Raw genomic sequence first — 21,430 nt, forward strand, 5'->3', positions numbered from 1 at the left:
AGGCAGCCCTCATGCCGGCGCTCGTGGCGGTCAGCGCCCTCACGCTGACGGCCTGCGGTGGAGGCGGTTCGACCAGCAAGGGCGGCGACGCCGGCGCGAACGCCAAGGCGAGCGTGGCCAACTTCCTGCCCGGCACGGCCGCCGACTCGGTGGGCCCGGCCCCCGCGATCCCCGGTGCCGTCTACGGCGGCACGGCCCACGACATCGAGACCGCCGGTTTCGACTACCTGGACCCGAGCCAGCAGTACGTCAACAACCAGCAGGTCGTCGGCGACCTCTACAGCCGCCAGCTGACCGGCTACAAGACCGACCCGGCGACCGGCAAGGTCACCCTGGTCGGCGACATGGCCACCGACATCGGCACCTCGCCCGACGGCGGCAAGACCTGGACCTGGCACCTCAAGGACGGCCTGAAGTTCCAGGACGGCACCGCGATCACCTCGAAGGACGTCAAGTACGCCATCGAGCGCCTCTACGAGGACTACCAGACCCAGGGTCCGCTCTACATCCAGCAGTGGCTCTCCGGCGCGAACTACCGCGACACCTACAAGGGCCCGTCCAGCGGTCAGGACCTGCCGGACAGCGTCATCAGCACCCCCGATGACAAGACCATCACCCTGCACTTCCAGGGAGTCCACCCCGACGCCCCGTACGCCGTGAACATGCCCAACATCACGGCCATCGAGAAGTCGAAGGACGACGGCTCCAAGTACAACGACCACCCGGTCTCCATCGGCCCGTACATGATCAAGTCGTACACGCCGGACAAGCAGCTCGTCCTGGTCAAGAACCCCATGTGGGACCCGAAGACCGACCCGATCCGTCACCAGTACGTCGACGAGTGGGACTTCGACCTCGGCATCGACCAGCAGCTGATGACCCAGCGCCTGATGGCCGGCTCGGGCGACGACAAGAACGCGCTGAGCATCGCCATGAACGCGGACGCGGCGAGCATCAAGACCATCCTGAGCGACTCGCAGTACGCGAACCGCACGATGAACAAGTTCCTGCCGTTCGTCGACACGTACGACATCAACATGACCCGGGTCACCGACCTGAACGTGCGCAAGGCCCTGGAGACCGCCTTCCCGGTGGCCGCCGTCCAGAAGCTCAACGGTGGCAACCCGACCGGTGAGGTCGCGGGCAACCTGGTCAGCCCGACCGTGGCCGGCTGGAAGGACACCGACCCGCTGGGCATCAAGGCCAACCCGGCCGGCGACCCGGCCAAGGCCAAGACCATGCTGCAGGCGGCCGGCAAGCTCAACACCGAGATCGTCTACGCGTACTCCAACACCCCGACCGGCCAGAAGGTCGCCACCGCGGTGCAGGACGCGCTGACCCAGGCCGGCTTCAACGTGCAGGCCAAGCCGCTGGACCCGACCAGCTACTACACCGAGATCAGCAAGATCGGCAACGGCTTCGACCTCTACCGCAGCGGTTGGGCCGCCGACTGGCCGGACGGCAACTCCGTCGTCCCGCCGACCCTGGACGGCCGCCAGGTCGCCGATGGCGGCAACAACTACTCGCACGAGAACAACCCGGCGATGGACAGTGAGATGGACCGCATCGGTGCCCTCACCAACATCGCTGACGCGAACGCCCAGTGGATGACCCTGGCGGACAAGATCCTGACCACCGACCTCCCGCAGATCCCGATCGAGGACGACAAGTACTTCAACGTGTACGGTGCCGGCCTCGGCGGCGTGTCGTACAACCAGGTGCTCGGCGCCGTCGACATCAACGGCATCTACATCAAGAAGTAAGCACCGGATCCGGAGCGAGCCTCCGGGCCCGCTCCCCCGGGCAGGGCCACCTCACGGTGGCCCTGCCCGGGCCACGTGCCGATCGCCCGTGATCCGGGCGGTCGCACTCTCCACGACGTGGCCGCCTAGGGCGCCCTCTCTCGGAAGAGCTCATTCCATGCTCCGATTTCTCATCCGCCGGGCCCTCGGCGCGCTGGTCATCATCGTCCTGCTGATCGCACTTACCTACTTCGCGTTCTTCTCGCTGCCGACCGACCCCGCGCGACTGTCCTGCTCGAAGGGCTGCACCCCGGAGCTGCTGCAGCAGATCCGGGTGAACATGCACCTGAACCTGCCGATCTACGAGCAGTTCTGGAACTACTTCAGCGGGCTCTTCGTCGGCCAGGACTTCGGCACCGCCGGCCACTGCGCGGCCCCGTGCTTCGGCTACTCGTACAACACGCAGAGCTTCGTCTGGGACCGGATCACCTCCAACTACCCGGCGACCTTCGTGCTCGCGATCGGCGGCGCGGCCATCTTCCTCTCCGTCGGTGTGGGCCTGGGCATGGTCTCCGCCTGGAAGCAGGGCAAGTTCGCCGACAAGGCCGCCAGTGCCATCGGCCTGATCGGCCAGTCGACCCAGATCTACTTCCTCGGCCCGCTCGCGATGGCCCTGTTCGTGGTGAACCTGCACTGGCTGCCGCAGCCGGCGTACATCCCGTGGACCCAGGACCCCTGGGGCTGCTTCATGGGCATGCTGCTGCCGTGGACGGTCATGTCGGTCATCTTCTGGTCGAACTACAGCCGCCAGGTCCGCTCGCTGATGCTGGAGCAGCTCTCCGAGGACCACATCCGGGCCGCCCGTGCCAAGGGCATGTCGAACTCCTACGTCTGGTGGCGCTACGCGCTGCGCGGCGCGATGGCCCCGATCATCACCATCTTCGGTATCGACCTGGGCGCCGTCTTCTCCGGCGCGATCATCACCGAGATCACCTTCGGTGTGCACGGCCTGGGCTACCTCGCGGTGAAGGCCGTCAACCAGGCCGACCTCTACCTGGAGCTGGGCGTGCTGATCTTCAGCTCGGTCTCCATCCTGCTCTTCAACATCATCGTCGACGCCGCTTACGGTCTCCTCGACCCCCGGGTCCGGATCGGATGATCTCCGCCCCGCCCGTGACAGAACCGCACCACCCCGCCCCCGAGGAGATCCGACCGTGAGCACCCTCACCAAGTCCGAGTCCATCCCCGCGCCCGAGGCCGGCCACGCCTTCCTCTCGGTGCGCGACCTCCAGGTCCGCTTCCGGACCGAGGACGGCATCGTCAAGGCCGTCAACAACCTGTCCTTCGACCTCGAGCAGGGCAAGACCCTCGGCATCGTCGGTGAGTCGGGCTCCGGCAAGTCGGTGTCCAACCTGGCCGTGATGGGCCTGCACAACCCGAAGAACACCACCATCGAGGGCTCAGTCACCCTCGACGGCCAGGACCTTCTCAACGCCTCGCAGCGGGAGCTGGAGAAGCTCCGCGGCAACAAGATGGCGATGATCTTCCAGGACGCGCTGGCCGCGCTCTCGCCGTACTACACGATCGGCCGGCAGATCGCCGAGCCGTTCATGAAGCACACCGGCGCGAGCAAGAAGGAGGGCCGCGAGCGCGCGATCGAGATGCTGCGCCGGGTCGGCATCCCGCAGCCGCAGACCCGCGTCGACGACTTCCCGCACCAGTTCTCCGGCGGTATGCGCCAGCGCGCCATGATCGCCATGGCGCTGGTCTGCGACCCGCAGCTGCTGATCGCCGACGAGCCGACCACCGCGCTCGACGTGACCGTGCAGGCGCAGATCATCGACCTGCTGAAGGACCTCCAGCAGGAGAGCGGCACCTCGATCATCTTCATCACCCACGACCTCGGCGTGATCCGCGAGATCGCCGACGACGTGCTGGTGATGTACGCGGGCCGGGCGGTTGAGCGCGGCACCATGCGCGAGGTGCTCAAGACCTCCCAGCACCCCTACGGCTGGGGCCTGCTGAGCTCGATCCCGCGGATCAACGCCGCCGTCGACATCCCGCTGATGCCGATCCCCGGCTCCCCGCCGTCGCTGCTGAACCCGCCGTCCGGCTGTGCTTTCCACCCCCGCTGCACGTACCGTGAGCTGGTGGTCGGCGACAAGTGCGAGACCGAGCGGCCGCCGCTGGAGCTGGCCAACGGCCACCTTTCGGCCTGCCACCTCACGGCCGCGCAGAAGCAGTCCATCCTCACCGAGCAGATCCTGCCCCGGCTGAGCAGCTGAGCCTCGGTAAAGGAGCCTAGGAAATCCCATGAGCGCAGAGCAGACCCTGGCCGACGAGGCCGCTGCGGCCCCCACCCCCGGCACCACCCTGCTGGAGGTCAACGGCCTGACCAAGCACTTCCCCGTGATGGGCGGCTTCCCGTTCAAGCGCCAGGTCGGCGCGGTCCAGGCGGTCGACGGCGTCAGCTTCGACGTCCGCGAGGGCGAGAGCCTCGGCCTGGTCGGCGAGTCCGGCTGCGGCAAGTCGACCACCGGTCGGCTGCTCACCCGCCTGCTGGAGCCCACCGCCGGCACGGTGAAGTACAAGGGCCAGGACATCACGCACGCCTCCCGCAAGGAGCTGGCGCCGATCCGGTCCGAGATCCAGATGATCTTCCAGGACCCGTACTCGTCGCTGAACCCGCGGCACACGGTCGGCACGATCATCGCCGGGCCGATGGAGATCAACGACATCAACCCGCCCGGCGGGCGCGAGGCGCGGGTCAAGGAGCTCCTGGAGACCGTCGGTCTCAACCCGGAGCACTACAACCGCTTCCCGCACGAGTTCTCCGGCGGCCAGCGCCAGCGCATCGGGGTCGCCCGCGCGCTCGCGCTCAACCCGAAGCTGATCATCGCCGACGAGCCGGTCTCCGCCCTCGACGTGTCGATCCAGGCGCAGGTGGTCAACCTGCTCCAGGGCCTGCAGCGCGAGCTGGGCATCTCCTTCGTCTTCATCGCCCACGACCTCTCGATCGTGCGGCACTTCTCGCAGCGCGTCGCGGTGATGTACCTGGGCAAGGTCGTCGAGATCGCCGACCGCGACTCGATCTACACCAAGCCGCGTCACCCGTACACCCACGCGCTGCTCTCGGCCGCGCCGGACGCCGACCCGGACAGCGCCGCGAACGAGCGGATCCGCCTCACCGGCGACGTCCCCTCGCCGCTCAACCCGCCGTCCGGCTGCCGCTTCCGCACCCGTTGCTGGAAGGCGCAGGAGAAGTGCGCCACGGAGGAGCCGCCGCTGATCCAGCTCGGCGGCAACGCCGACGGCCACCTGACGGCCTGCCACTTCCCCGAGGACGGCGTCGCCCCCGGTGTCAAGCCGGCCGTCCCCGCCGCGCGCCTGACCAAGGACTGATCAGCCGCACCGGACAGCACTGGGCCCCCTCCGTCGAGACGGAGGGGGCCCAGTGGCGTCTACGGCGAGACCGGGGGGCCGCCGGGGTCAGGACCGGGACCGCGGGGGTCGGGGCCGGGACCGCGGGGGTCGGGGCCGGGGCCGGGGTCGGTGGGGCCGGGGTCGGGGCTGGTGGAGTCAGGGCCGGGGCCGCCAGGGCCGGGCTCGCGCTCCGCCGCGCTCTGCTCGATTTCGCGCTCCGCCGCGCTCTGCTCAATCTCGCGCTCCGCCGCGCTCTGCTCAATCTCGCGCTCCGCCGCGAAGTGACACGCCGACTCGTGCGCCGTCAGCCCGTCCAGCCAGGACGGCACCGCCAGCAGCGGCTGCTCGATCGCGCACTTCTCCTGGGCCTTCCAGCAGCGGGTGCGGAAGCGGCAGCCGGAGGGCGGGTCGGCCGGGGAGGGCACGTCCCCGGTCAGCACGATCCGGTCGCGCGCCGCGCGGGCAGCCGGGTCCGGCACGGGGACGGCGGAGAGCAGCGCCTGGGTGTACGGGTGGGTGGCGTGCTCGTAGATCTCCAGGTCGCTGCCGATCTCCACCAGCTTGCCCAGGTACATCACGCCCACCCGGTCGGAGATGTGCCGCACGATCGACAGGTCGTGCGCGATGAAGATGTAGGACAGCTCGAACTCGTTCTGCAGCTTCTCCAGCAGGTTGATCACCTGGGCCTGGACCGAGACGTCGAGCGCGGAGACCGGCTCGTCGCAGATGATCACCTCGGGCTTGAGCGCCAGCCCGCGGGCGATGCCGATCCGCTGGCGCTGGCCACCGGAGAACTGGTGCGGGTACCGGTTGATGTACTCCGGGTTGAGGCCGACCACGTCGAGCAGGTCCTGGACGGCCCTGCGGCGCTCGCCCTTGGGCGCCACCTCGGGGTGGATCTCGAAGGGCTCGCCGATGATGTCGCCGACCGTCATCCGCGGGTTGAGCGAGGTGTAGGGGTCCTGGAAGACCATCTGGATGTTGCGCCGCACCGCCTTGAGCGCCGCGCCGGAGAGCCGGGAGATCTCCTCGCCCTTGTAGCGCACCGAGCCCTCGGTGGCCGGCTCCAGGTTCATCAGCACCTTGGCCAGCGTCGACTTGCCGCAGCCGGACTCGCCCACGATGCCCAGGGTCTCGCCCTTGCGCAGGTCGAAGGAGACCCCGTCCACCGCCTTGACCGCGCCGATCTGCTTCTTCACCACCACGCCCCGGGTCAGCGGGAAGTGCTTGACCAGGTCGCGGATCTGCAGGATCGGCTCTCCTTCGGAGACCGACCGGCCGAAGGCCGTCGGCTGCGGCGCGGGCGCGCCGAGCGCGGTGGCACCGTCAGTCATCGAGTGTCTCCTTCCAGAAGTGGCAAGCGCTGGCCCGCCCCGGTAGCGGCGTGCCGGCCCCGTCCGTCACCTGGAAGAGCGGCGGCACGGTGGTCCGGCAGATCTCCTGCGCCCGCGGGCAGCGCGGGTTGAAGGCGCAGCCCGGCGGGATCCGCAGCAGGTTGGGCGGCAGGCCCTTGATCGCGTAGAGCTCCTGCCCCTTCTGGTCGAGCCGGGGGATGGAGTCCAGCAGCCCGCGGGTGTAGGGGTGGGCCGGCTTGGCGTACAGGTCGTGCACCGGCGCCGTCTCCACGATCCGCCCGGCGTACATCACCGCGATCTTGTCGGCCACGTCCGCGACCACCCCCAGGTCGTGGGTGATCAGGATCAGGCCCATGTGGTACTCGTCCTGCAGCTCCGCCAGCAGGTCCATCACCTGGGCCTGCACGGTCACGTCGAGCGCGGTGGTCGGCTCGTCGGCGATGATCAGGTCCGGCTCCAGGGCCAGCGCCATCGCGATCATGATGCGCTGGCGCATGCCGCCGGAGAACTGGTGCGGGTAGTCGCCGACCCGGGCCTTGGCGGCCGGGATCCGGACCCGGTCCATCAGCTCGATCGCCTTGGCCTTGGCGTCCTTGCGCGAGGAGCCGTGGTGCACCCGGTACATCTCGCCCAGCTGTGTCCCGACGGAGTGCACCGGGTTGAGCGAGGAGAGCGCGTCCTGGAAGATCATCGCCATCTGCGAACCGCGGATCTTGCGCCGGTCCTCCTTGCCCAGGGTCAGCAGGTCCTGCCCCTTGAAGAGGATCTCACCGCCCGTCACGAAGCCGGGCGGGGTGTCCAGGATGCCCATCACCGCCTGGGCGGTGACCGACTTGCCGGAGCCCGACTCGCCCAGGATGGCCAGCGTCTCGCCGGCCCGGACCGAGTAGTTCACCCCGTTGACGGCCTTGGCCACGCCGTCCCGGGTGCGGAACTCCACGTGCAGGTCGCGGACCTCCAGCAACGGGGAGTCGTGGGTGTCCGCGGTGGCCTCGCGCGGTCGGGCGCTGGTGCTGCTGCTACTCATCGGTGGTGGGGCCCTCTCTCAGCGCAGCTTGGGGTCGAGGGCGTCGCGGACCGCGTCGCCGAGCATGATGAACGCCAGCACCGTGATGCTCAGCGCCGCGGCGGGGAAGAGCAGCATGTGCGGCGCGATGCTGAAGGTGTCCGAGGCGGCCGAGATGTCGATGCCCCAGGAGACGGTCGGCGGCTTGAGCCCGACGCCGAGGTAGCTCAGCGTGGCCTCCAGGGCGATGTAGGTGCCCAGCGCGATGGTGGCCACCACGATGATCGGCGCCACCGCGTTCGGCAGGATGTGCCGGAGCATCAGCCGCCCGCTGCTCGCGCCGAGCGCCCTGGCCGCCGTGACGTAGTCCTGCTGCTTGGCCGTGATGACCGCGCCGCGCCCGATGCGGGCCAGCTGCGGCCAGCCGAGCACCACGATGAACGCCACCACGATCCAGATCGACCTGGTGGAGATGACCGAGAGGAAGACCAGGCCGCCGAGCAGGATCGGGATGCCGAAGAAGATGTCGGCGACCCGGGAGATCACCGAGTCCGACCAGCCGCCGAAGAAGCCGGCCAGGCCGCCCAGCAGGGTGCCGACGAGCGCGGACCCGGCGGTGGCGCAGACGCCCACGGTGATCGAGGCGCGCGCGCCGTAGATCGTCCGGGCGTAGACGTCGCAGCCCTGGGTGTCGTAGCCGAAGGGGTGGCCCGAGGTGGGGCCCTGCTGGGACTTGCTGAGGTCGCAGTTGAGCGGGTTGGTCGAGGTGAACAGGCCGGGCCAGATCGCCACGATGACCAGGAAGACGATCAGCAGCCCCGAGATGATGAAGATCGGGTTGCGCCGCAGGTCGCGCCAGGCGTCCTGCCAGAGGCTGCGCGGCTCCACCCGTTCGTCCCCCGCGCCGGGGGTCTCGGGATGGTCCTGCAGCCGCTCGGCCTTGATGAGGGTCTCGCCCTCCATGGTGCCGAGGTCGAGGGTGCGGCTCTCGACCGCACTCTGCATCTCCTCGTCTTCGTCACCGGCTCCCGCCATGGGATCCGATCGCTTGTACTTATCCTGGTCAGGCATACCGGATCCTCGGGTCCAGGACCGCGTAGAGCAGGTCGACGAGCAGGTTGGCCAGCAGGAAGACGATGACCAGGATGGTCACGAAGCCGACCACGGTGTTGGTGCTCTGCCGGACGATCCCCTGGTAGAGGGTGTAGCCGACACCGTGGATGTTGAAGATGCGCTCGGTGACGAGCGCGCCACCCATCAGCGCGCCCAAGTCGGTGCCGAGAAAGGTGACGACGGGGATCAGCGAGTTGCGCAGCAGGTGGTTGATCACCACCCGGCGCCTGGGCAGCCCCTTGGCCACCGCCGTCCGCACGTAGTCCGCCCGGGAGTTCTCCGCGACGGTGGTCCTGGTCAGCCGGGCGACGTAGGCCAGCGAGACCGAGGCAAGCACGATGCCCGGCAGGATCAGCGATTCGAGGGTCACGTCGAAGCCGACCGTGGCCGGCAGGATCCCCCACTTCACCCCGACCAGGTACTGCAGCACGTAGCCGGTGACGAAGGTCGGGATGGAGATGACCACCAGGGTGAGGATCAGCACCGAGTTGTCCGCGATCCGGCCCCGTCGCAGGCCGCTGAGCAGCCCCAGACCGATGCCGAACACGACCTCGATGGTGAACGCCACCGCGGTGAGCTTGAGGGTGACCGGATAGGCGGCCGCCAGCTGCGAGGTCACGGTCTGTCCGCTGAAGGTGGTGCCGAAGTCCCAACGGAACAGATTCCCCATGTACTTGACGTACTGGAGCCAGAGCGGGTCGTTCAGGTTGTACTGGGCCCGGATCTGCGCCGCGACCGCCGGGTCCGGCGCCCGGTCGCCGAAGAGCGCGTTCACCGGGTCGCCGAGCGCGTGCACCATGACGAAGATCAGGAACGTGGTCCCGATGAAGACCGGGATCATCTGGAGCAGGCGCCGCAGGACGTAGCGTCCCATGCGAACCTCCACTGAGCAGGCGAAGACCGGCGGCCGGCTCCACCTCGGGAGCCGGCCGCCGCCGCTGGCTAACTGACGGTGATCTCGGTGTAGACCGGGACGCTGAACGGGTCGAGCATCACGTTGCTGACGTGGCTGGACCAGGCGACCGTGCCGTTCTGGTACCAGAGCGGGATGGCCGGCACGTCGGTGACGAGCATCTTCTCGGCGGTCTGGAAGTCGGTGACCGAGGTGGCCTGGTTGGGCTCCGCGTTGGCCGTGTTGACCTGGTTGTCGAAGGCCTGGTTGTTGTAGTGCGAGTCGTTGGAGGACCCGCCGCTGGTGTAGACCGGCTGCAGGAAGTCCTGGATCAGCGGGTAGTCCATCTGCCAGCCGGTCCGGAAGGGGCCGGTCATCTTCTGGCTGGTGACCTGGTTGCGGAAGTCCGCGAAGGTGCCGATCGGGTTGCCGACGCAGGCGTTGTTGTTGCCCATCACGGTGTTGATGCTGTTGCAGGTGGCGTCGACCCAGTCCTTGTGCGGACCGTCGGCGTTGTAGCTGATGGTCAACTGGCCGCCGGGGATGCCGCCGCCCTGCTCGATCAGCTGCTTGGCCTTGGTCGGGTTGTAGGTGCAGAGGTCACCGCAGAGGCCCTCCTTGAAGCCGCCGCTGGAGCCGAGCACCGGGGAGGTCCAGTCGCTGGCCGTCGTCCGGGTGTTGGTGAAGATGTTCTTGACGATCGTGGGCCGGTCGATCGCCATGGAGATGCCCTGGCGGACCAGCTTCGCCCCGTCGGTGTTCCACTGCGGCTGGTACAGCGGGAACGAGATGGTCTGGATGATGCCGGCCGGCGTGTTCAGGAAGCGCGCCGTGCTCGGTCCACCCGCGAGCTGCTTGATCGCGGTGTTGGAGAGCGTGTTGTCGACGTCCAGGGCGCCGGACTGCAGGTCGGAGTAGGCGGCGTTCGGGTCGGTGTAGACGACGAGATTGATTCCGCCGTTCTTCGGCTTGTTGGTGCCGCTGTAGTCCGGGTTCGGCACCAGCTGCATCTGCTGGCTGCGGGTGTACGACTGGATCATGTACGGCCCGTCGCCGACCGGCTTGTTCAGGTAGGCGGCGTGGTCGCTGAAGAAGCTCGCCGGCAGCGGGTAGTACGCGTTGTAGCCCAGGGTCTGCGGCCAGGTGGAGAACTTCTGGCTGAGCGCCACCGTGAAGGTGTTGTCGTTGACCACCTTGAGACCCGACATGGTCTGCGCGGTCGGCGAGCCACTGGCCGGCGCGACGTCGTTGTAGCCCTGGATGTACTGGAAGAAGCTGGCGTTGACCTGCTTGTTGGTGGAGAGCGCGCCGTAGTTCCAGGCGTCCACGTAGGACTTGGCCGTCACCGCGGTGCCGTCGCTGAACTTCCAGCCCGACTTCAGTGTCACGGTCCAGTTCTGCTGGTCGGAGGAGGTGATCGAGTCGGCGTTGGCGTTGCTGGCCGCGCTCGTCTTGGGGTCGTACTGGACCAGCCCGGCGAAGATCATGTTCATCACCGCGCCGCCATTCACCTCATTGGTGTTGGCCGGCTCCAGCGGGTTCTGCGGATCCCCCCACCAGGCCCGCACGGTACCGCCGGAGCCCGAGCCGGAGCCGCCGTTGCTGCTACTGCTGCAACCGGTGGCCACCAGGGCCGCCGATGTCACTGCGATCACGGCCCAGCGCACTCTGGTGGCTGAAGGCATGAGGGACCTCCTCGTCGGGTGTGTGAGGCATCACACCCCATTCGACGGGTCAGCCAGTGACGGCGCACCCGCAGCAGGGCCACTCGGGCGCCTGGTGCCGCCGAACAGGTGACTGAAACGCCGTCAGCCGGCTCCCCCGAGGGGGAACCGGCTGACGGCGCTACGAGAGTCGACTGAGCTGGTGTCAGTTCTTCTTGGCGCGCGAGGCGCTGCGGCCGCGCTCCTTCTGGTCCAGCACGACCTTGCGGATGCGCACGGTCTCCGGCGTGACCTCGATGCACTCGTCCTCGCGGCAGAACTCGAGCGACTGCTCCAGCGACAGCTTGCGCGGCGGCACCAGGTTCTCGGTGGTGTCGGAGGAAGCGGCACGCATGTTGGTGAGCTTCTTCTCCTTGGTGATGTTGATGTCCATGTCGTCCTGGCGCGAGTTCTCGCCGACGATCATGCCCTCGTACACCTCGGTGGTGGGCTCGACGAAGAGCGTGCCGCGCTCCTGGATGCCCATCATGGCGAACGGGGTCACCACGCCGGCGCGGTCGGCCACCAGCGAACCGTTGTTGCGCATCCGCAGCTCACCGAACCACGGCTCGTGGCCCTCGAAGATGCTGTGCGCGATGCCGGTGCCGCGGGTGTCGGTCAGGAACTGGGTGCGGAAGCCGATCAGGCCGCGCGAGGGGACGATGAACTCCATCCGGACCCAGCCGGAGCCGTGGTTCGTCATGGTCTCCATGCGGCCCTTGCGGACAGCCATCAGCTGGGTGATCGCGCCGAGGTACTCCTCGGGGCTGTCGATCGTCATCCGCTCGACCGGCTCGTGGGTCTTGCCGTTGACGATCTTGGTGACCACCTGCGGCTTGCCGACGGTCAGCTCGAAGAGCTCCCGGCGCATGGTCTCGACCAGGATGGCCAGCGCCAGCTCACCGCGGCCCTGCACCTCCCAGGCGTCCGGGCGCTCGGTGGGCAGCACGCGCAGCGAGACGTTACCGACCAGCTCCTTGTCCAGGCGGTCCTTCACCATCCGGGCGGTGACCTTGTGGCCCTTGCCGCCCTTGCCGACCAGCGGCGAGGTGTTGGTGCCGATGACCATCGAGATGGCCGGCTCGTCCACCGTGATCAGCGGCAGCGCGATCGGGTTCTCCAGGTCGGCGAGCGTCTCGCCGATCATGATGTCCGGGATGCCGGCGACGGCGCAGATGTCGCCGGGGCCGGCCACCTCGGCCGGCTTGCGGGTAAGCGCCTCGGTCATCAGCAGCTCGGTGATCTTGACCTGCTGGATCGAGCCGTCCCGCTTCATCCACGCGACCTGCTGGCCCTTGCGCAGCTCACCCTGCTCGACGCGGCAGAGCGCGATGCGGCCGAGGAAGTTGTCGGCGTCCAGGTTGGTGACGTGCGCCTGCAGCGGGGCGTCGGCGTCGTACTCCGGGGCCGGCACGTGCGCCAGGATGGTGGAGAAGAACGGCTCCAGCGAGTCGCTGTCGGCCGGGACGGTGCCGTTCTCCGGCTTGGTCAGCGAGGCCACGCCGTCACGCGCGCAGGCGTAGACGATCGGGAACTCGATCTGGTCCTCGGTGGCGTCCAGGTCCAGGAAGAGGTCGTAGGTCTCGTTGATGACCTCGTCGATCCGGGAGTCCGGACGGTCGGTCTTGTTGATGCAGAGGATCACCGGCAGCTTGGCGGTGAGCGCCTTGCGCAGCACGAAACGGGTCTGCGGCAGCGGGCCCTCGGAGGCGTCGACCAGCAGGACGACCGCGTCCACCATCGACAGGCCGCGCTCGACCTCGCCACCGAAGTCGGCGTGGCCGGGGGTGTCGATGATGTTGATGGTGATCGGCGCGCCACCCTCCTTGGGGTGGTACTTGACCGCGGTGTTCTTCGCGAGAATGGTGATGCCCTTCTCGCGCTCCAGGTCGTTCGAGTCCATCATGCGGTCGTCGAGGTGCTGGTGAGCCGCGAAGGCACCGGCCTGCTTGAGCATCGCGTCGACCAGGGTCGTCTTGCCGTGGTCGACGTGGGCGACGATGGCGACGTTGCGGATGTCATTGCGCGTGGGCATGCGGAGCGAACTCTCCCGGAGTCGTGGGTTGTGGCGCCCCGGCCTTTCCCGGTCCACCCGCCGGGCTTACCATGCCACGGCTTGTCCTATCGTACGTGGCCGCCGGGACCTCCCGCGAAGCGGAGCACCGCGCACGCTCAGCGCAGGAAGCCCAGGTCCTGGTAGCGGGGCCAGCCGAAGCCGTAAGCACCCGCGCCGGCCACGCCCGTGCGCACCGCCACCAGCTCGGGACGCTGGTAGAGCGGCACCGAGTGGCCGAGCTGCCAGATCCGCTGGTCGGTCTCCTGGAGCAGCGCGGCCTGCTTGGCGGCGTCCGGCTCGGCCTCGGCCTTGGCGAAGAGCTGGTCGATCTCGTCCGTCCCCGTCCCGCCGTAGTTGAGGCCGGCCACCGGCTTGCCGTCCGGGCCGGGCTGCGGCTTGGTGTAGAGCGGACGCTCGTCGGTGGCGGGGAAGGCGGTGGCGGGCCAGGAGAAGAGCGCCAGGTCCCAGTCGCCGGTGGCCAGGTGGCCGCGGACGAAGCTGTCGGCCGCGGCCGGCTGTGGGTGCACCGTGATGCCGAACGGGGCCAGCTGGGCGACCAGGGCGTCGGCGGTGCGGCGGGCGGTGGCCGAGCCGTCGGGGAAGAGCAGGTTCAGTTCCAGGTGCAGGGACTTGGCGGTGGCGCCGAGGGCGCCGCTGTTGTCGCGGTAGCCCTGCTGGTCGGCCATCAGCAGGTGGTTGCCGAGCGGCACGGCGGGCAGTCCGAGCGGGGTCAGCGCGGCCTGGGCGAGCTTGCCGCGGTCCACGCAGGCGGCGACGGCGCGGCGCACCGCGGGTTCGGCGAGCTCGCCGCGGGCGCCGTTCAGGGTGAGCTGGGTGAAGGCCGGGGCGGCGGCCCGGTGCAAGGTGATGCCGGGCAGCGCCTTGGCCTGCTCCAGTGTCCGGGCGGCGGCGTCCACCGCGTCGGCGGACTTCGCGGCGGGCGGGTGGTCGACGGTGCCCTCCAGCGCGGCGACGTCGATCCGGCCCTTGGAGAGGGCGTCGAGGCGGTCGGCGGTGGCCAGGAAGTCCAGCTCGTCGACCTTGGCGGCAGCGCCCCACCAGCGCGGATTGCGGACCAGCGCCGCCTTGCCGCCCTTGGCGTCCAGCGACTTGACCAGCAGCGGTCCGGCGCTCAGCGGCAGGCCGGCGGCCGGGTTCAGCGGGCTGAACAGGGCCTTCCACTCCGCGTACGGCTGCCGGAAGACCACCTTCACCTGGTGCGGGTCGGCGCCCTGGGCGACCGACTCGATCGCCTGGTAGCCGGGGTGGGTGTCGCGCAGCGCAGTCCATTGGGCCGAGAAGTCGGCGGCCGTCAGCGGCGTGCCGTCGCTCCACACCGCCTTCGGGTTCAGCCGGTAGGTGACCGTCCGGTCGACCGCCTGCGCGCCCGCCAGGTAGTCCGGGTCGGCGACCGGCCGGGCGTGGTCGTCCAGCCGGTACAGGCTGGGCAGCACGGCGTGCGCGATCAGCGCGGTGTCGGGGGTGGCGTCGGGCTGGTAGACGTCCAGTGCGGCGGGCACCTCGTCCACCGCCCAGCGCAGCGTGCCACCCTGGCGGACCGCGCCGCGGTCGGACGGGGTGAGGTCGGCGGCGGACTGGGACGGCGTGGCCGGCGCCGGCGCGCCGGAGCAGCCCGCCAGTGCGCCGAGCAGTGCGGCCGCGGCGAGCACCCTGATGCTCTTCATGGCGCCCACTCAACTGCACTGTGCGGCAGCTGAACTGACGACACGACAAGCTGTCCTCCGATCGGCGCAGCGACCGAGGAGGATCGACTCGCGGCCAATCCTGTCCGAGGCCTTCCGAGTAATTGTGATCAAGGTCACACTCGCAGGATGGCCACAACGACCAAGCGTGCTGCGATCCCGGAACGCACCCTCCGCACCGACCGCTGGTGGCTGCCCCAGCTGAGCACGGCGGCCGGCCTGCTGGTCTTCATCGCGTACTCGACCTGGCGGGCCTTCGAGGGTGCCCACTACTACGCGGCGCCGTACATCTCGCCGTTCTACTCCCCCTGCCTGGCCGCGGACTGCGTGCCGATGCGCGGGGGTGCCGACTGGGCGGTGATCGGCGACTGGTGGCGGCTCTCCCCCGCCCTGCTGGTGCTGGTCTTCCCGCTCGGCTTCCGGCTGACCTGCTACTACTACCGAAGGGCCTACTACCGGGCCTTCTGGTCCTCGCCGCCCGCCTGCGCGGTGGGCGAGCCGCACGCCAAGTACACCGGCGAGACCCGGTTCCCCCTGGTCCTGCAGAACCTCCACCGCTACTTCTTCTACCTGGCGATCCTGGTCGCCGGGATCCTCAGCTACGACGCGGTGCTCGGCTTCCGCGACCCCTCCGGCGCCTGGGGGCACGCCGGGCTCGGCACCCTGGTGCTGCTGGTGAACGTGGCGCTGATCTGGGCGTACACCCTCTCCTGCCACTCCTGCCGGCACATCGTCGGCGGACGGCTGCGGCACTTCTCCAAGCACCCGGTGCGCTACCGCGCCTGGCAGCTGGTGGGACGGCTGAACGCCCGGCACATGCAGCTGGCCTGGGCCTCGCTCTGCTCGGTCGGGCTCGCCGACCTGTACGTGTACCTGGTCTCGTCCGGGGTCTTCACCGACCCGAAGTTCTTCTGAGGAGCTCCGTGGACGACTACGAAAGCTACGACGTGGTGGTGATCGGCGCCGGCGGGGCCGGGCTGCGGGCCGCGATCGAGGCCCGTGAGCAGGGCATGCGGGTCGCGGTGATCTGCAAGTCGCTCTTCGGCAAGGCGCACACCGTGATGGCCGAGGGCGGCATCGCCGCCTCGATGGGCAACGTGAACAGCGGTGACAACTGGCGGGTGCACTTCCGCGACACCATGCGCGGCGGCAAGTTCCTCAACCACTGGCGGATGGCCGAGCTGCACGCCAAGGAGGCACCCGAACGGGTCTGGGAGCTGGAGACCTGGGGCGCGCTCTTCGACCGCACCGAGGACGGGCGGATCTCGCAGCGCAACTTCGGCGGCCACGAGTACCCGCGGCTGGCGCACGTGGGTGACCGGACCGGGCTGGAGCTGATCCGCACCCTGCAGCAGCGGATCGTGGCGCTGCAGCAGGCGGACTTCAAGGAGAGCGGCCAAGAAGATCCAGCACAGTACGAGTCGGGCCTGAAGGTCTTCCAGGAGTACACCGTCACCAGGATCCTGAAGGACGGGGACCGGGTGGCCGGCGTCTTCGGCTACCTGCGGGAGAGCGGGCAGTTCTTCACCATCGCGGCCCCGGCGGTGGTGCTGGCCACCGGCGGGATCGGCAAGTCCTTCAAGGTGACCTCCAACTCCTGGGAGTACACCGGCGACGGCCACGCGCTCGCGCTGCTGGCCGGCGCCCGGCTGCTGAACATGGAGTTCATCCAGTTCCACCCGACCGGCATGGTCTGGCCGCCCTCGGTGAAGGGCATCCTGGTCACCGAGTCGGTGCGCGGCGACGGCGGGGTGCTGCGCAACAGCGAGGGCAAGCGGTTCATGTTCGACTACGTGCCCGACGTCTTCCGCGGCCAGTACGCCGAGACCGAGGCCGAGGCGGACGGCTGGTACGCGGACCCCGGCGAGAACCGCCGCCCGCCCGAGCTGCTGCCCCGCGACGAGGTGGCCCGGGCGATCAACTCCGAGGTCAAGGCCGGGCGCGGCACCGCGCACGGCGGGGTCTTCCTGGACGTCTCCAGCCGGCTGCCGGCCGAGGAGATCATCCGGCGGCTGCCCTCGATGCACCACCAGTTCAAGGAGCTCGCCGACGTCGACATCACCCGCGAGCCGATGGAGGTCGGCCCGACCTGCCACTACGTGATGGGCGGCGTGGAGGTGGACCCGGACACCGCGGCCAGCCCCGCCGTACCCGGGCTGTACGCGGCGGGCGAGGTGGCCGGCGGGATGCACGGCTCCAACCGGCTGGGCGGCAACTCGCTCTCCGACCTGCTGGTCTTCGGGCGCCGGGCGGGGCTGCACGCGGCCCGGTACGTGGCGGGGCTGGCCGAGCGTCCGGAGCTCGACCGGGAGCAGCTGGCGGCGGCCGCCGCCGAGGCACTGGCGCCGTTCGGCACCGAGGGCACCGAGGGCGGCGAGGGGGGCGAGAGGGGCGAGCACCCGTACGCGCTGCACCAGGAGCTGCAGCAGACCATGAACGACCTGGTCGGGATCATCCGCCGGGCAGGTGAGATGAAGCAGGCGCTGGACCGGCTCGCGGTGCTGCGCCGCCGGGCCGCGGCGGTGGCGGTGGAGGGCCACCGGCAGTTCAACCCGGGCTGGCACCTGGCGCTGGACCTGCGCAACATGCTGCTGGTCTCGGAGTGCGTGGCCAGCGCGGCGCTGCTGCGCCGGGAGAGCCGCGGCGGCCACACCCGGGAGGACTGGCCGGGGATGGACCGGGACTGGCGGCGGGTCAACCTGCTCTGCTCACTGGCCGGGGAGCGGGAGGTGGAGGTGGCCCGGCAGGCCAACCCGCCGGTCCGGGCCGACCTGCTGGCGCTCTTCGAACGCACCGAACTGGCGAAGTACTTCACTCCGGAGGAGCTGGCCGATGAGCAGCAGTGAGCGTCCCGCGACCACCAGGGAGTTCCGGGTCTGGCGCGGGGCGGGCGGTGAGGGGGGCTTCGTCTCGTACCAGGTGGAGGTGCACGAGGGCGAGGTGGTGCTCGACCTGGTGCACCGGCTGCAGGCCACCGCGGCACCCGACCTCGCGGTGCGGTGGAACTGCAAGGCGGGCAAGTGCGGCTCGTGCAGCGCCGAGGTGAACGGGCGGCCGCGGCTGCTCTGCATGACCCGGATGTCCGCGCTGCCACCCGACGAGCCGGTGGTGCTCACCCCGCTGCGCACCTTCCCGAGCGTGCGGGACCTGGTCACCGACGTGGGCTTCAACTACGCCAAGGCCCGCGAGATCCCCGCCTTCGTCCCCCCGCCGGACCTGGCGCCCGGCGAGTACCGGATGCGGCAGGAGGACGTGGCGCGCTCGCAGGAGTTCCGCAAGTGCATCGAGTGCTTCCTCTGCCAGGACACCTGCCACGCGGTGCGCGACCACGAGGAGAACAAGGCCGCCTTCGCCGGCCCGCGCTTCCTGATGCGGGTGGCCGAGCTGGACATGCACCCGCTGGACGCGGCCGCCGACCAGGGGCTGGACCGTGGGGCGAGCGCCCAGGAGGTGCACGGGCTGGGCTACTGCAACATCACCAAGTGCTGCACCGAGGTCTGCCCCGAGCACATCAGGATCACCGACAACGCGCTGATCCCGCTCAAGGAGCGGGTGGCCGACCGCAAGTACGACCCGCTGGTCTGGCTCGGGTCGAAGATCGGCCTGCGCCCGAAGAACTGACGCCGCACTGAACCAGCCGGTTCGGCCGGCCGGCTGGTTCAGCGGCTCAGAAGCTCATCAGCTGCTCAGATGCTCAGCTCGAACCAGACGATCTTGCCGTGCGGGGTGCGCCGGCTGCCCCACCGCTCGGCCAGCAGGCTGACCAGTTGCAGGCCCCGTCCGCCTTCGTCGGTCTCCTGGGCCCGGCGCTGGCGGGGCTGGGCGTAGCCGTCGTCCCAGACCTCGCAGACCACGGCGGTGTCGCGCAGCAGCCGCAGCCGGATGTCGCCGCGCCCGTGCCGCAGCGCGTTCGTCACCAGCTCGCTGACCAGCAGCTCGGTGGTGTCGACCAGCTCGTCCAGGCCGCGGGCCAGCAGCCAGGCGCAGGCCCGCTCGCGGGCCTTGGAGACCGAGGTGGGCTCGGATGGCAGCCGCCAGTCGCCCACCGAGTCCTCGGGCAGCGCGCACACCCGGGCCATCAGCAGCGCGATGTCGTCCTCGCCGTGGTGCGGGTCCAGCTCGTTGAGCACCTGGTCGCAGAGGGTTTCGAGCACCGGGGCGCCGTTCTCCAGGGCGGCGCGGAAGGCGTGCAGGCCCTCGTCCAGCTGGTGCTTGCGGGACTCCACCAGGCCGTCGGTGTAGAGGCCCAGCAACGCGCCGTCCGGCAGCACCAGGGTGACCTCCTCGAACGGCTCGCCACCCACCCCCAGCGGCAGGCCCGGCGGCACGTCGAGCATCCGGGCCGGCTCGCCCGGGCTGAGCAGCGCGGGGGGCAGGTGCCCGGCGTTGGCGAAGGTGCAGCGCCTGGTGACCGCGTCGTAGACGGCGTAGACGCAGGTGGCCAGGTAGACCTCGGCCGCGTCCTCGTCCACCCGGCGGCCCACGCCGCCGTGGCCGGGCGGCAGCGGTCCCGGGTCGCCCAGGCCCCGGGCGATCTCGTCCAGCGAGCTGAGCACCTCGGCCGGCTCCAGGTCGAGCATCGCCAATGTCCGCACGGCGGTGCGCAGCTGACCCATCGCCACCGCCGCGCGCAGCCCGCGCCCCATCACGTCGCCGATCACCAGCGCGGTCCGGTTGCCGGGCAGCGCGATGACGTCGAACCAGTCGCCGCCCACCTCGGTGTTGTTGTTGCTGGGCCGGTAGCGGCAGGCGATCTCCAGGCCGCTGGCCTCCGGGTTGCCCGGGGGCAGCAGGCTGCGCTGCAGGATCAGCGCGCGCTCGTGCTCGCGCCGGTAGAGCCGGGCGTTGTCCACGCAGACCGCGGCGCGGGCCGCGATCTCCTCGGCGATCGCCACGTCGCGGGCGTCGAAGGGCTCGCTGCCGATCGCCCGGGAGAGCTGGATCAGGCCGAGCACCACGTTCCGGGCGACCAGCGGGACGACCAGCGTGCTGCGCAGCAGCGGGTCGGGGCCGGGGTCGGGGATCGCGCTGCGCCCGGTGCGCAGGGCCCGCGCGTGCGGGGAGCGCGGCGGGTAGCAGAGCGTGCCGCCGGCCTCGGCGGCGGCCAGCCGGGAGCCGTAGGACTGGTTCGGGTAGCCGCCGCCGTGGTCGCCGCCGAGCACCGAGGCGGCGCCCCCGACCACGCTGGAGACCGCGACCCGGCGCAGCTCGCCGCTGCCGTCGTAGGGGTGGGCGCCGGCGCCGGCCAGCGAGGGGCCGGTCTCGCCGGAGAGCAGGGCCGAGTAGAGGTCGACGGTGGCCAGGTCGCAGAACTGCGGGACGACCACGTCCAGCAGTTCCTTGGCCGTGGTCTCCAGGTCCAGGGTGGAGCCGATGTGCGCGCTGGCCTCGTTGACCAGCGCCAGGTTGCGGCGCACCCCGGCGGCCTCGCGCTCGGCCACGTGCCGGCTGGTGACGTCGTTGACCTGGCCGGCCACGCCCATCGGCCGCTCGCCGGGGCCGGTCAGCCGGTAGAGCGAGATGGCCCAGCGGCGCTCGCCGCCGCGGGTGGGCACGGCGCCGCTGAACCGCAGGTCGACCACCGGGTTGCCGCTCTCCAGCACCTGGCGCAGGGCGGCCTGCAGCCGCTCGGCCTCGGAGAAGGAGAAGAGGTCGTGCGAGGTCAGCCCGCAGAGCGCGTCCGGCTCGACCCCGACGGCGTCGGCGAAGGCCTGGTTGACCCGCTGCAGCCGCAGCTGCCGGTCGAAGAGGAAGAAGCCGCTGGGGGTCTGCCCGAAGACCGCCTCGGAAGCGGCCAGATCGGTCTCGATCCGGCGCAGCTTGCCCAGGTCGACGGCCAGGCAGAGCGCGCCGGGGGAACCGTCGGCGGGCATCAGGTAGACCTCGGCCAGCCCTTCGGCGCCCGCCGGCTCGCGGTAGGGCACGGTCCCCACCCACTCCTCGCCGGCGAGGGTGCGTTCGAGCCGGGCTCGGCCCTGGCGCCACAGCTCGCGCGGCACCAGGGTGGTCACCGGGTCGGCGCCGAGGGCGTCGGCGGCGGGCAGCGCGAAGAAGTCGGCGGCCCGCTCGCTCCACTGGCTGATCCGCCCGTCACGGCCGATCGAGAAGGTGGCGACCCGGATGTACTCGTAGATCGAGCCGGGGTCGCTGCCGCCCCAGCGCGGAGCCGCGCCGGGCGCGGCGCTCGCACCGGGCCCCGCGCTCTCCCCGGGCACGGCGGGCTCGAAGACGCCGGTGCTGACCGGTGCGCCCGCCTGCCCGGGCACGGCGACCTGGCCGCCACCAGTCAGCGCTTCCCGCGCCGGCATGCTGTTCAAGGACCGACCCCTCCAACCCGCGCCCATCCGGATGTCGAGAAGACCTGAGATGACCGAGTATTCATCATCCGAGGGCGGGCGCACACGCCCTCAACATCACAACATCAAATCGGGCGAAGG

General features: G+C 70.1%; 15 protein-coding genes. 7 read left to right on the forward strand and 8 right to left on the reverse strand.

Annotated features, from left to right (window positions below):
- The first annotated feature begins 11 nt into the window (after positions 1 to 11).
- The 4 genes from OG455_RS15735 to OG455_RS15750 all read left to right on the forward strand — a co-directional run bounded on the left by OG455_RS15735 (position 12) and on the right by OG455_RS15750 (position 5,144).
- Entirely contained in the window at positions 12 to 1,763 is a 1,752-nt protein-coding gene (locus tag OG455_RS15735; RefSeq protein ID WP_266294158.1) for an ABC transporter substrate-binding protein, read from the forward strand.
- Between the two features lie 157 nt (positions 1,764 to 1,920).
- Positions 1,921 to 2,901: an ABC transporter permease gene (locus tag OG455_RS15740; protein WP_266294160.1), complete on the forward strand. Its 981-nt coding sequence runs from the start codon at positions 1,921 to 1,923 to the stop codon at positions 2,899 to 2,901.
- 55 nt (positions 2,902 to 2,956) lie between these two features.
- Positions 2,957 to 4,027, forward strand: coding sequence for an ABC transporter ATP-binding protein (locus OG455_RS15745; RefSeq protein ID WP_266294162.1), 1,071 nt, complete (start codon positions 2,957 to 2,959; stop codon positions 4,025 to 4,027).
- Between the two features lie 28 nt (positions 4,028 to 4,055).
- Positions 4,056 to 5,144: an ABC transporter ATP-binding protein gene (locus OG455_RS15750; protein ID WP_266294164.1), complete on the forward strand. Its 1,089-nt coding sequence runs from the start codon at positions 4,056 to 4,058 to the stop codon at positions 5,142 to 5,144.
- Positions 5,145 to 5,203: 59 nt separating this feature from the next.
- On the opposite strand, the gene OG455_RS15755 is transcribed toward OG455_RS15750, so the two are convergent.
- The 7 genes from OG455_RS15755 to OG455_RS15785 form a co-directional block, all read right to left on the reverse strand.
- Complete coding sequence (locus OG455_RS15755; protein WP_266294166.1) at positions 5,204 to 6,499, reverse strand: ABC transporter ATP-binding protein; 1,296 nt, start codon at positions 6,497 to 6,499, stop codon at positions 5,204 to 5,206.
- Positions 6,492 to 7,547, reverse strand: coding sequence for an ABC transporter ATP-binding protein (locus OG455_RS15760; protein WP_266294168.1), 1,056 nt, complete (start codon positions 7,545 to 7,547; stop codon positions 6,492 to 6,494). Before OG455_RS15760 ends, OG455_RS15755 begins: the two co-directional genes overlap by 8 nt.
- An 18-nt stretch (positions 7,548 to 7,565) precedes the next feature.
- Positions 7,566 to 8,489 carry an ABC transporter permease gene (locus tag OG455_RS15765; protein ID WP_266300813.1) on the reverse strand — a complete coding sequence of 308 codons (924 nt, stop codon included), beginning with the start codon at positions 8,487 to 8,489 and terminating at the stop codon, positions 7,566 to 7,568.
- A 100-nt stretch (positions 8,490 to 8,589) separates the two neighbouring features.
- Entirely contained in the window at positions 8,590 to 9,513 is a 924-nt protein-coding gene (locus OG455_RS15770) for an ABC transporter permease (RefSeq protein ID WP_266294170.1), read from the reverse strand.
- A gap of 68 nt (positions 9,514 to 9,581) precedes the next feature.
- Entirely contained in the window at positions 9,582 to 11,216 is a 1,635-nt protein-coding gene (locus tag OG455_RS15775; RefSeq protein WP_266294172.1) for an ABC transporter substrate-binding protein, read from the reverse strand.
- A 184-nt stretch (positions 11,217 to 11,400) separates the two neighbouring features.
- Complete coding sequence (gene typA / locus OG455_RS15780) at positions 11,401 to 13,269, reverse strand: translational GTPase TypA (protein ID WP_266294174.1); 1,869 nt, start codon at positions 13,267 to 13,269, stop codon at positions 11,401 to 11,403.
- 137 nt (positions 13,270 to 13,406) lie between these two features.
- Positions 13,407 to 14,975: an ABC transporter family substrate-binding protein gene (locus OG455_RS15785; RefSeq protein ID WP_266294176.1), complete on the reverse strand. Its 1,569-nt coding sequence runs from the start codon at positions 14,973 to 14,975 to the stop codon at positions 13,407 to 13,409.
- Positions 14,976 to 15,122: 147 nt separating this feature from the next.
- Between OG455_RS15785 and OG455_RS15790 the strand changes: the two genes are divergently transcribed.
- From OG455_RS15790 to OG455_RS15800, 3 genes are read left to right on the forward strand one after another with little or no spacing between them, the layout of a single operon-like run.
- Entirely contained in the window at positions 15,123 to 15,908 is a 786-nt protein-coding gene (locus OG455_RS15790) for a hypothetical protein (RefSeq protein ID WP_266294178.1), read from the forward strand.
- An 8-nt stretch (positions 15,909 to 15,916) separates the two neighbouring features.
- On the forward strand, positions 15,917 to 17,839 hold the full coding sequence (locus OG455_RS15795; RefSeq protein ID WP_266294180.1) for a fumarate reductase/succinate dehydrogenase flavoprotein subunit: 1,923 nt from the start codon (positions 15,917 to 15,919) through the stop codon (positions 17,837 to 17,839).
- The gene (locus tag OG455_RS15800) at positions 17,826 to 18,614 is read left to right on the forward strand and encodes a succinate dehydrogenase/fumarate reductase iron-sulfur subunit (protein ID WP_266294182.1); all 789 of its coding nucleotides are present in this window, start codon (positions 17,826 to 17,828) and stop codon (positions 18,612 to 18,614) included. The genes OG455_RS15795 and OG455_RS15800 overlap by 14 nt, the downstream gene beginning before the upstream one ends.
- A gap of 65 nt (positions 18,615 to 18,679) precedes the next feature.
- On the opposite strand, the gene OG455_RS15805 is transcribed toward OG455_RS15800, so the two are convergent.
- Positions 18,680 to 21,301, reverse strand: a complete 2,622-nt coding sequence (locus OG455_RS15805) for a SpoIIE family protein phosphatase (RefSeq protein ID WP_266300814.1) — start codon at positions 21,299 to 21,301, stop codon at positions 18,680 to 18,682.
- Positions 21,302 to 21,430: the final 129 nt, after the last annotated feature.

Origin of the sequence: Kitasatospora sp. NBC_01287, from assembly GCF_026340565.1 — a bacterium.
In the GTDB taxonomy this organism is placed as follows: Bacteria; Actinomycetota; Actinomycetes; order Streptomycetales; family Streptomycetaceae; genus Kitasatospora.

What these genes read in the sequence shown, in the direction of transcription:
- OG455_RS15755 (WP_266294166.1), bottom strand. Translation starts at nt 6,499, where the DNA reads ATGACTGACGGTGCCACCGCGCTCGGCGCGCCCGCGCCGCAGCCGACG.
- OG455_RS15750 (WP_266294164.1), top strand. Translation starts at nt 4,056, where the DNA reads ATGAGCGCAGAGCAGACCCTGGCCGACGAGGCCGCTGCGGCCCCCACC.
- OG455_RS15775 (WP_266294172.1), bottom strand. Translation starts at nt 11,216, where the DNA reads ATGCCTTCAGCCACCAGAGTGCGCTGGGCCGTGATCGCAGTGACATCG.
- OG455_RS15735 (WP_266294158.1), top strand. Translation starts at nt 12, where the DNA reads ATGCCGGCGCTCGTGGCGGTCAGCGCCCTCACGCTGACGGCCTGCGGT.
- OG455_RS15785 (WP_266294176.1), bottom strand. Translation starts at nt 14,975, where the DNA reads ATGAAGAGCATCAGGGTGCTCGCCGCGGCCGCACTGCTCGGCGCACTG.
- OG455_RS15760 (WP_266294168.1), bottom strand. Translation starts at nt 7,547, where the DNA reads ATGAGTAGCAGCAGCACCAGCGCCCGACCGCGCGAGGCCACCGCGGAC.
- OG455_RS15765 (WP_266300813.1), bottom strand. Translation starts at nt 8,489, where the DNA reads ATGGAGGGCGAGACCCTCATCAAGGCCGAGCGGCTGCAGGACCATCCC.
- OG455_RS15770 (WP_266294170.1), bottom strand. Translation starts at nt 9,513, where the DNA reads ATGGGACGCTACGTCCTGCGGCGCCTGCTCCAGATGATCCCGGTCTTC.
- OG455_RS15805 (WP_266300814.1), bottom strand. Translation starts at nt 21,301, where the DNA reads ATGCCGGCGCGGGAAGCGCTGACTGGTGGCGGCCAGGTCGCCGTGCCC.
- OG455_RS15740 (WP_266294160.1), top strand. Translation starts at nt 1,921, where the DNA reads ATGCTCCGATTTCTCATCCGCCGGGCCCTCGGCGCGCTGGTCATCATC.
- OG455_RS15800 (WP_266294182.1), top strand. Translation starts at nt 17,826, where the DNA reads ATGAGCAGCAGTGAGCGTCCCGCGACCACCAGGGAGTTCCGGGTCTGG.
- OG455_RS15790 (WP_266294178.1), top strand. Translation starts at nt 15,123, where the DNA reads ATGGCCACAACGACCAAGCGTGCTGCGATCCCGGAACGCACCCTCCGC.
- typA (WP_266294174.1), bottom strand. Translation starts at nt 13,269, where the DNA reads ATGCCCACGCGCAATGACATCCGCAACGTCGCCATCGTCGCCCACGTC.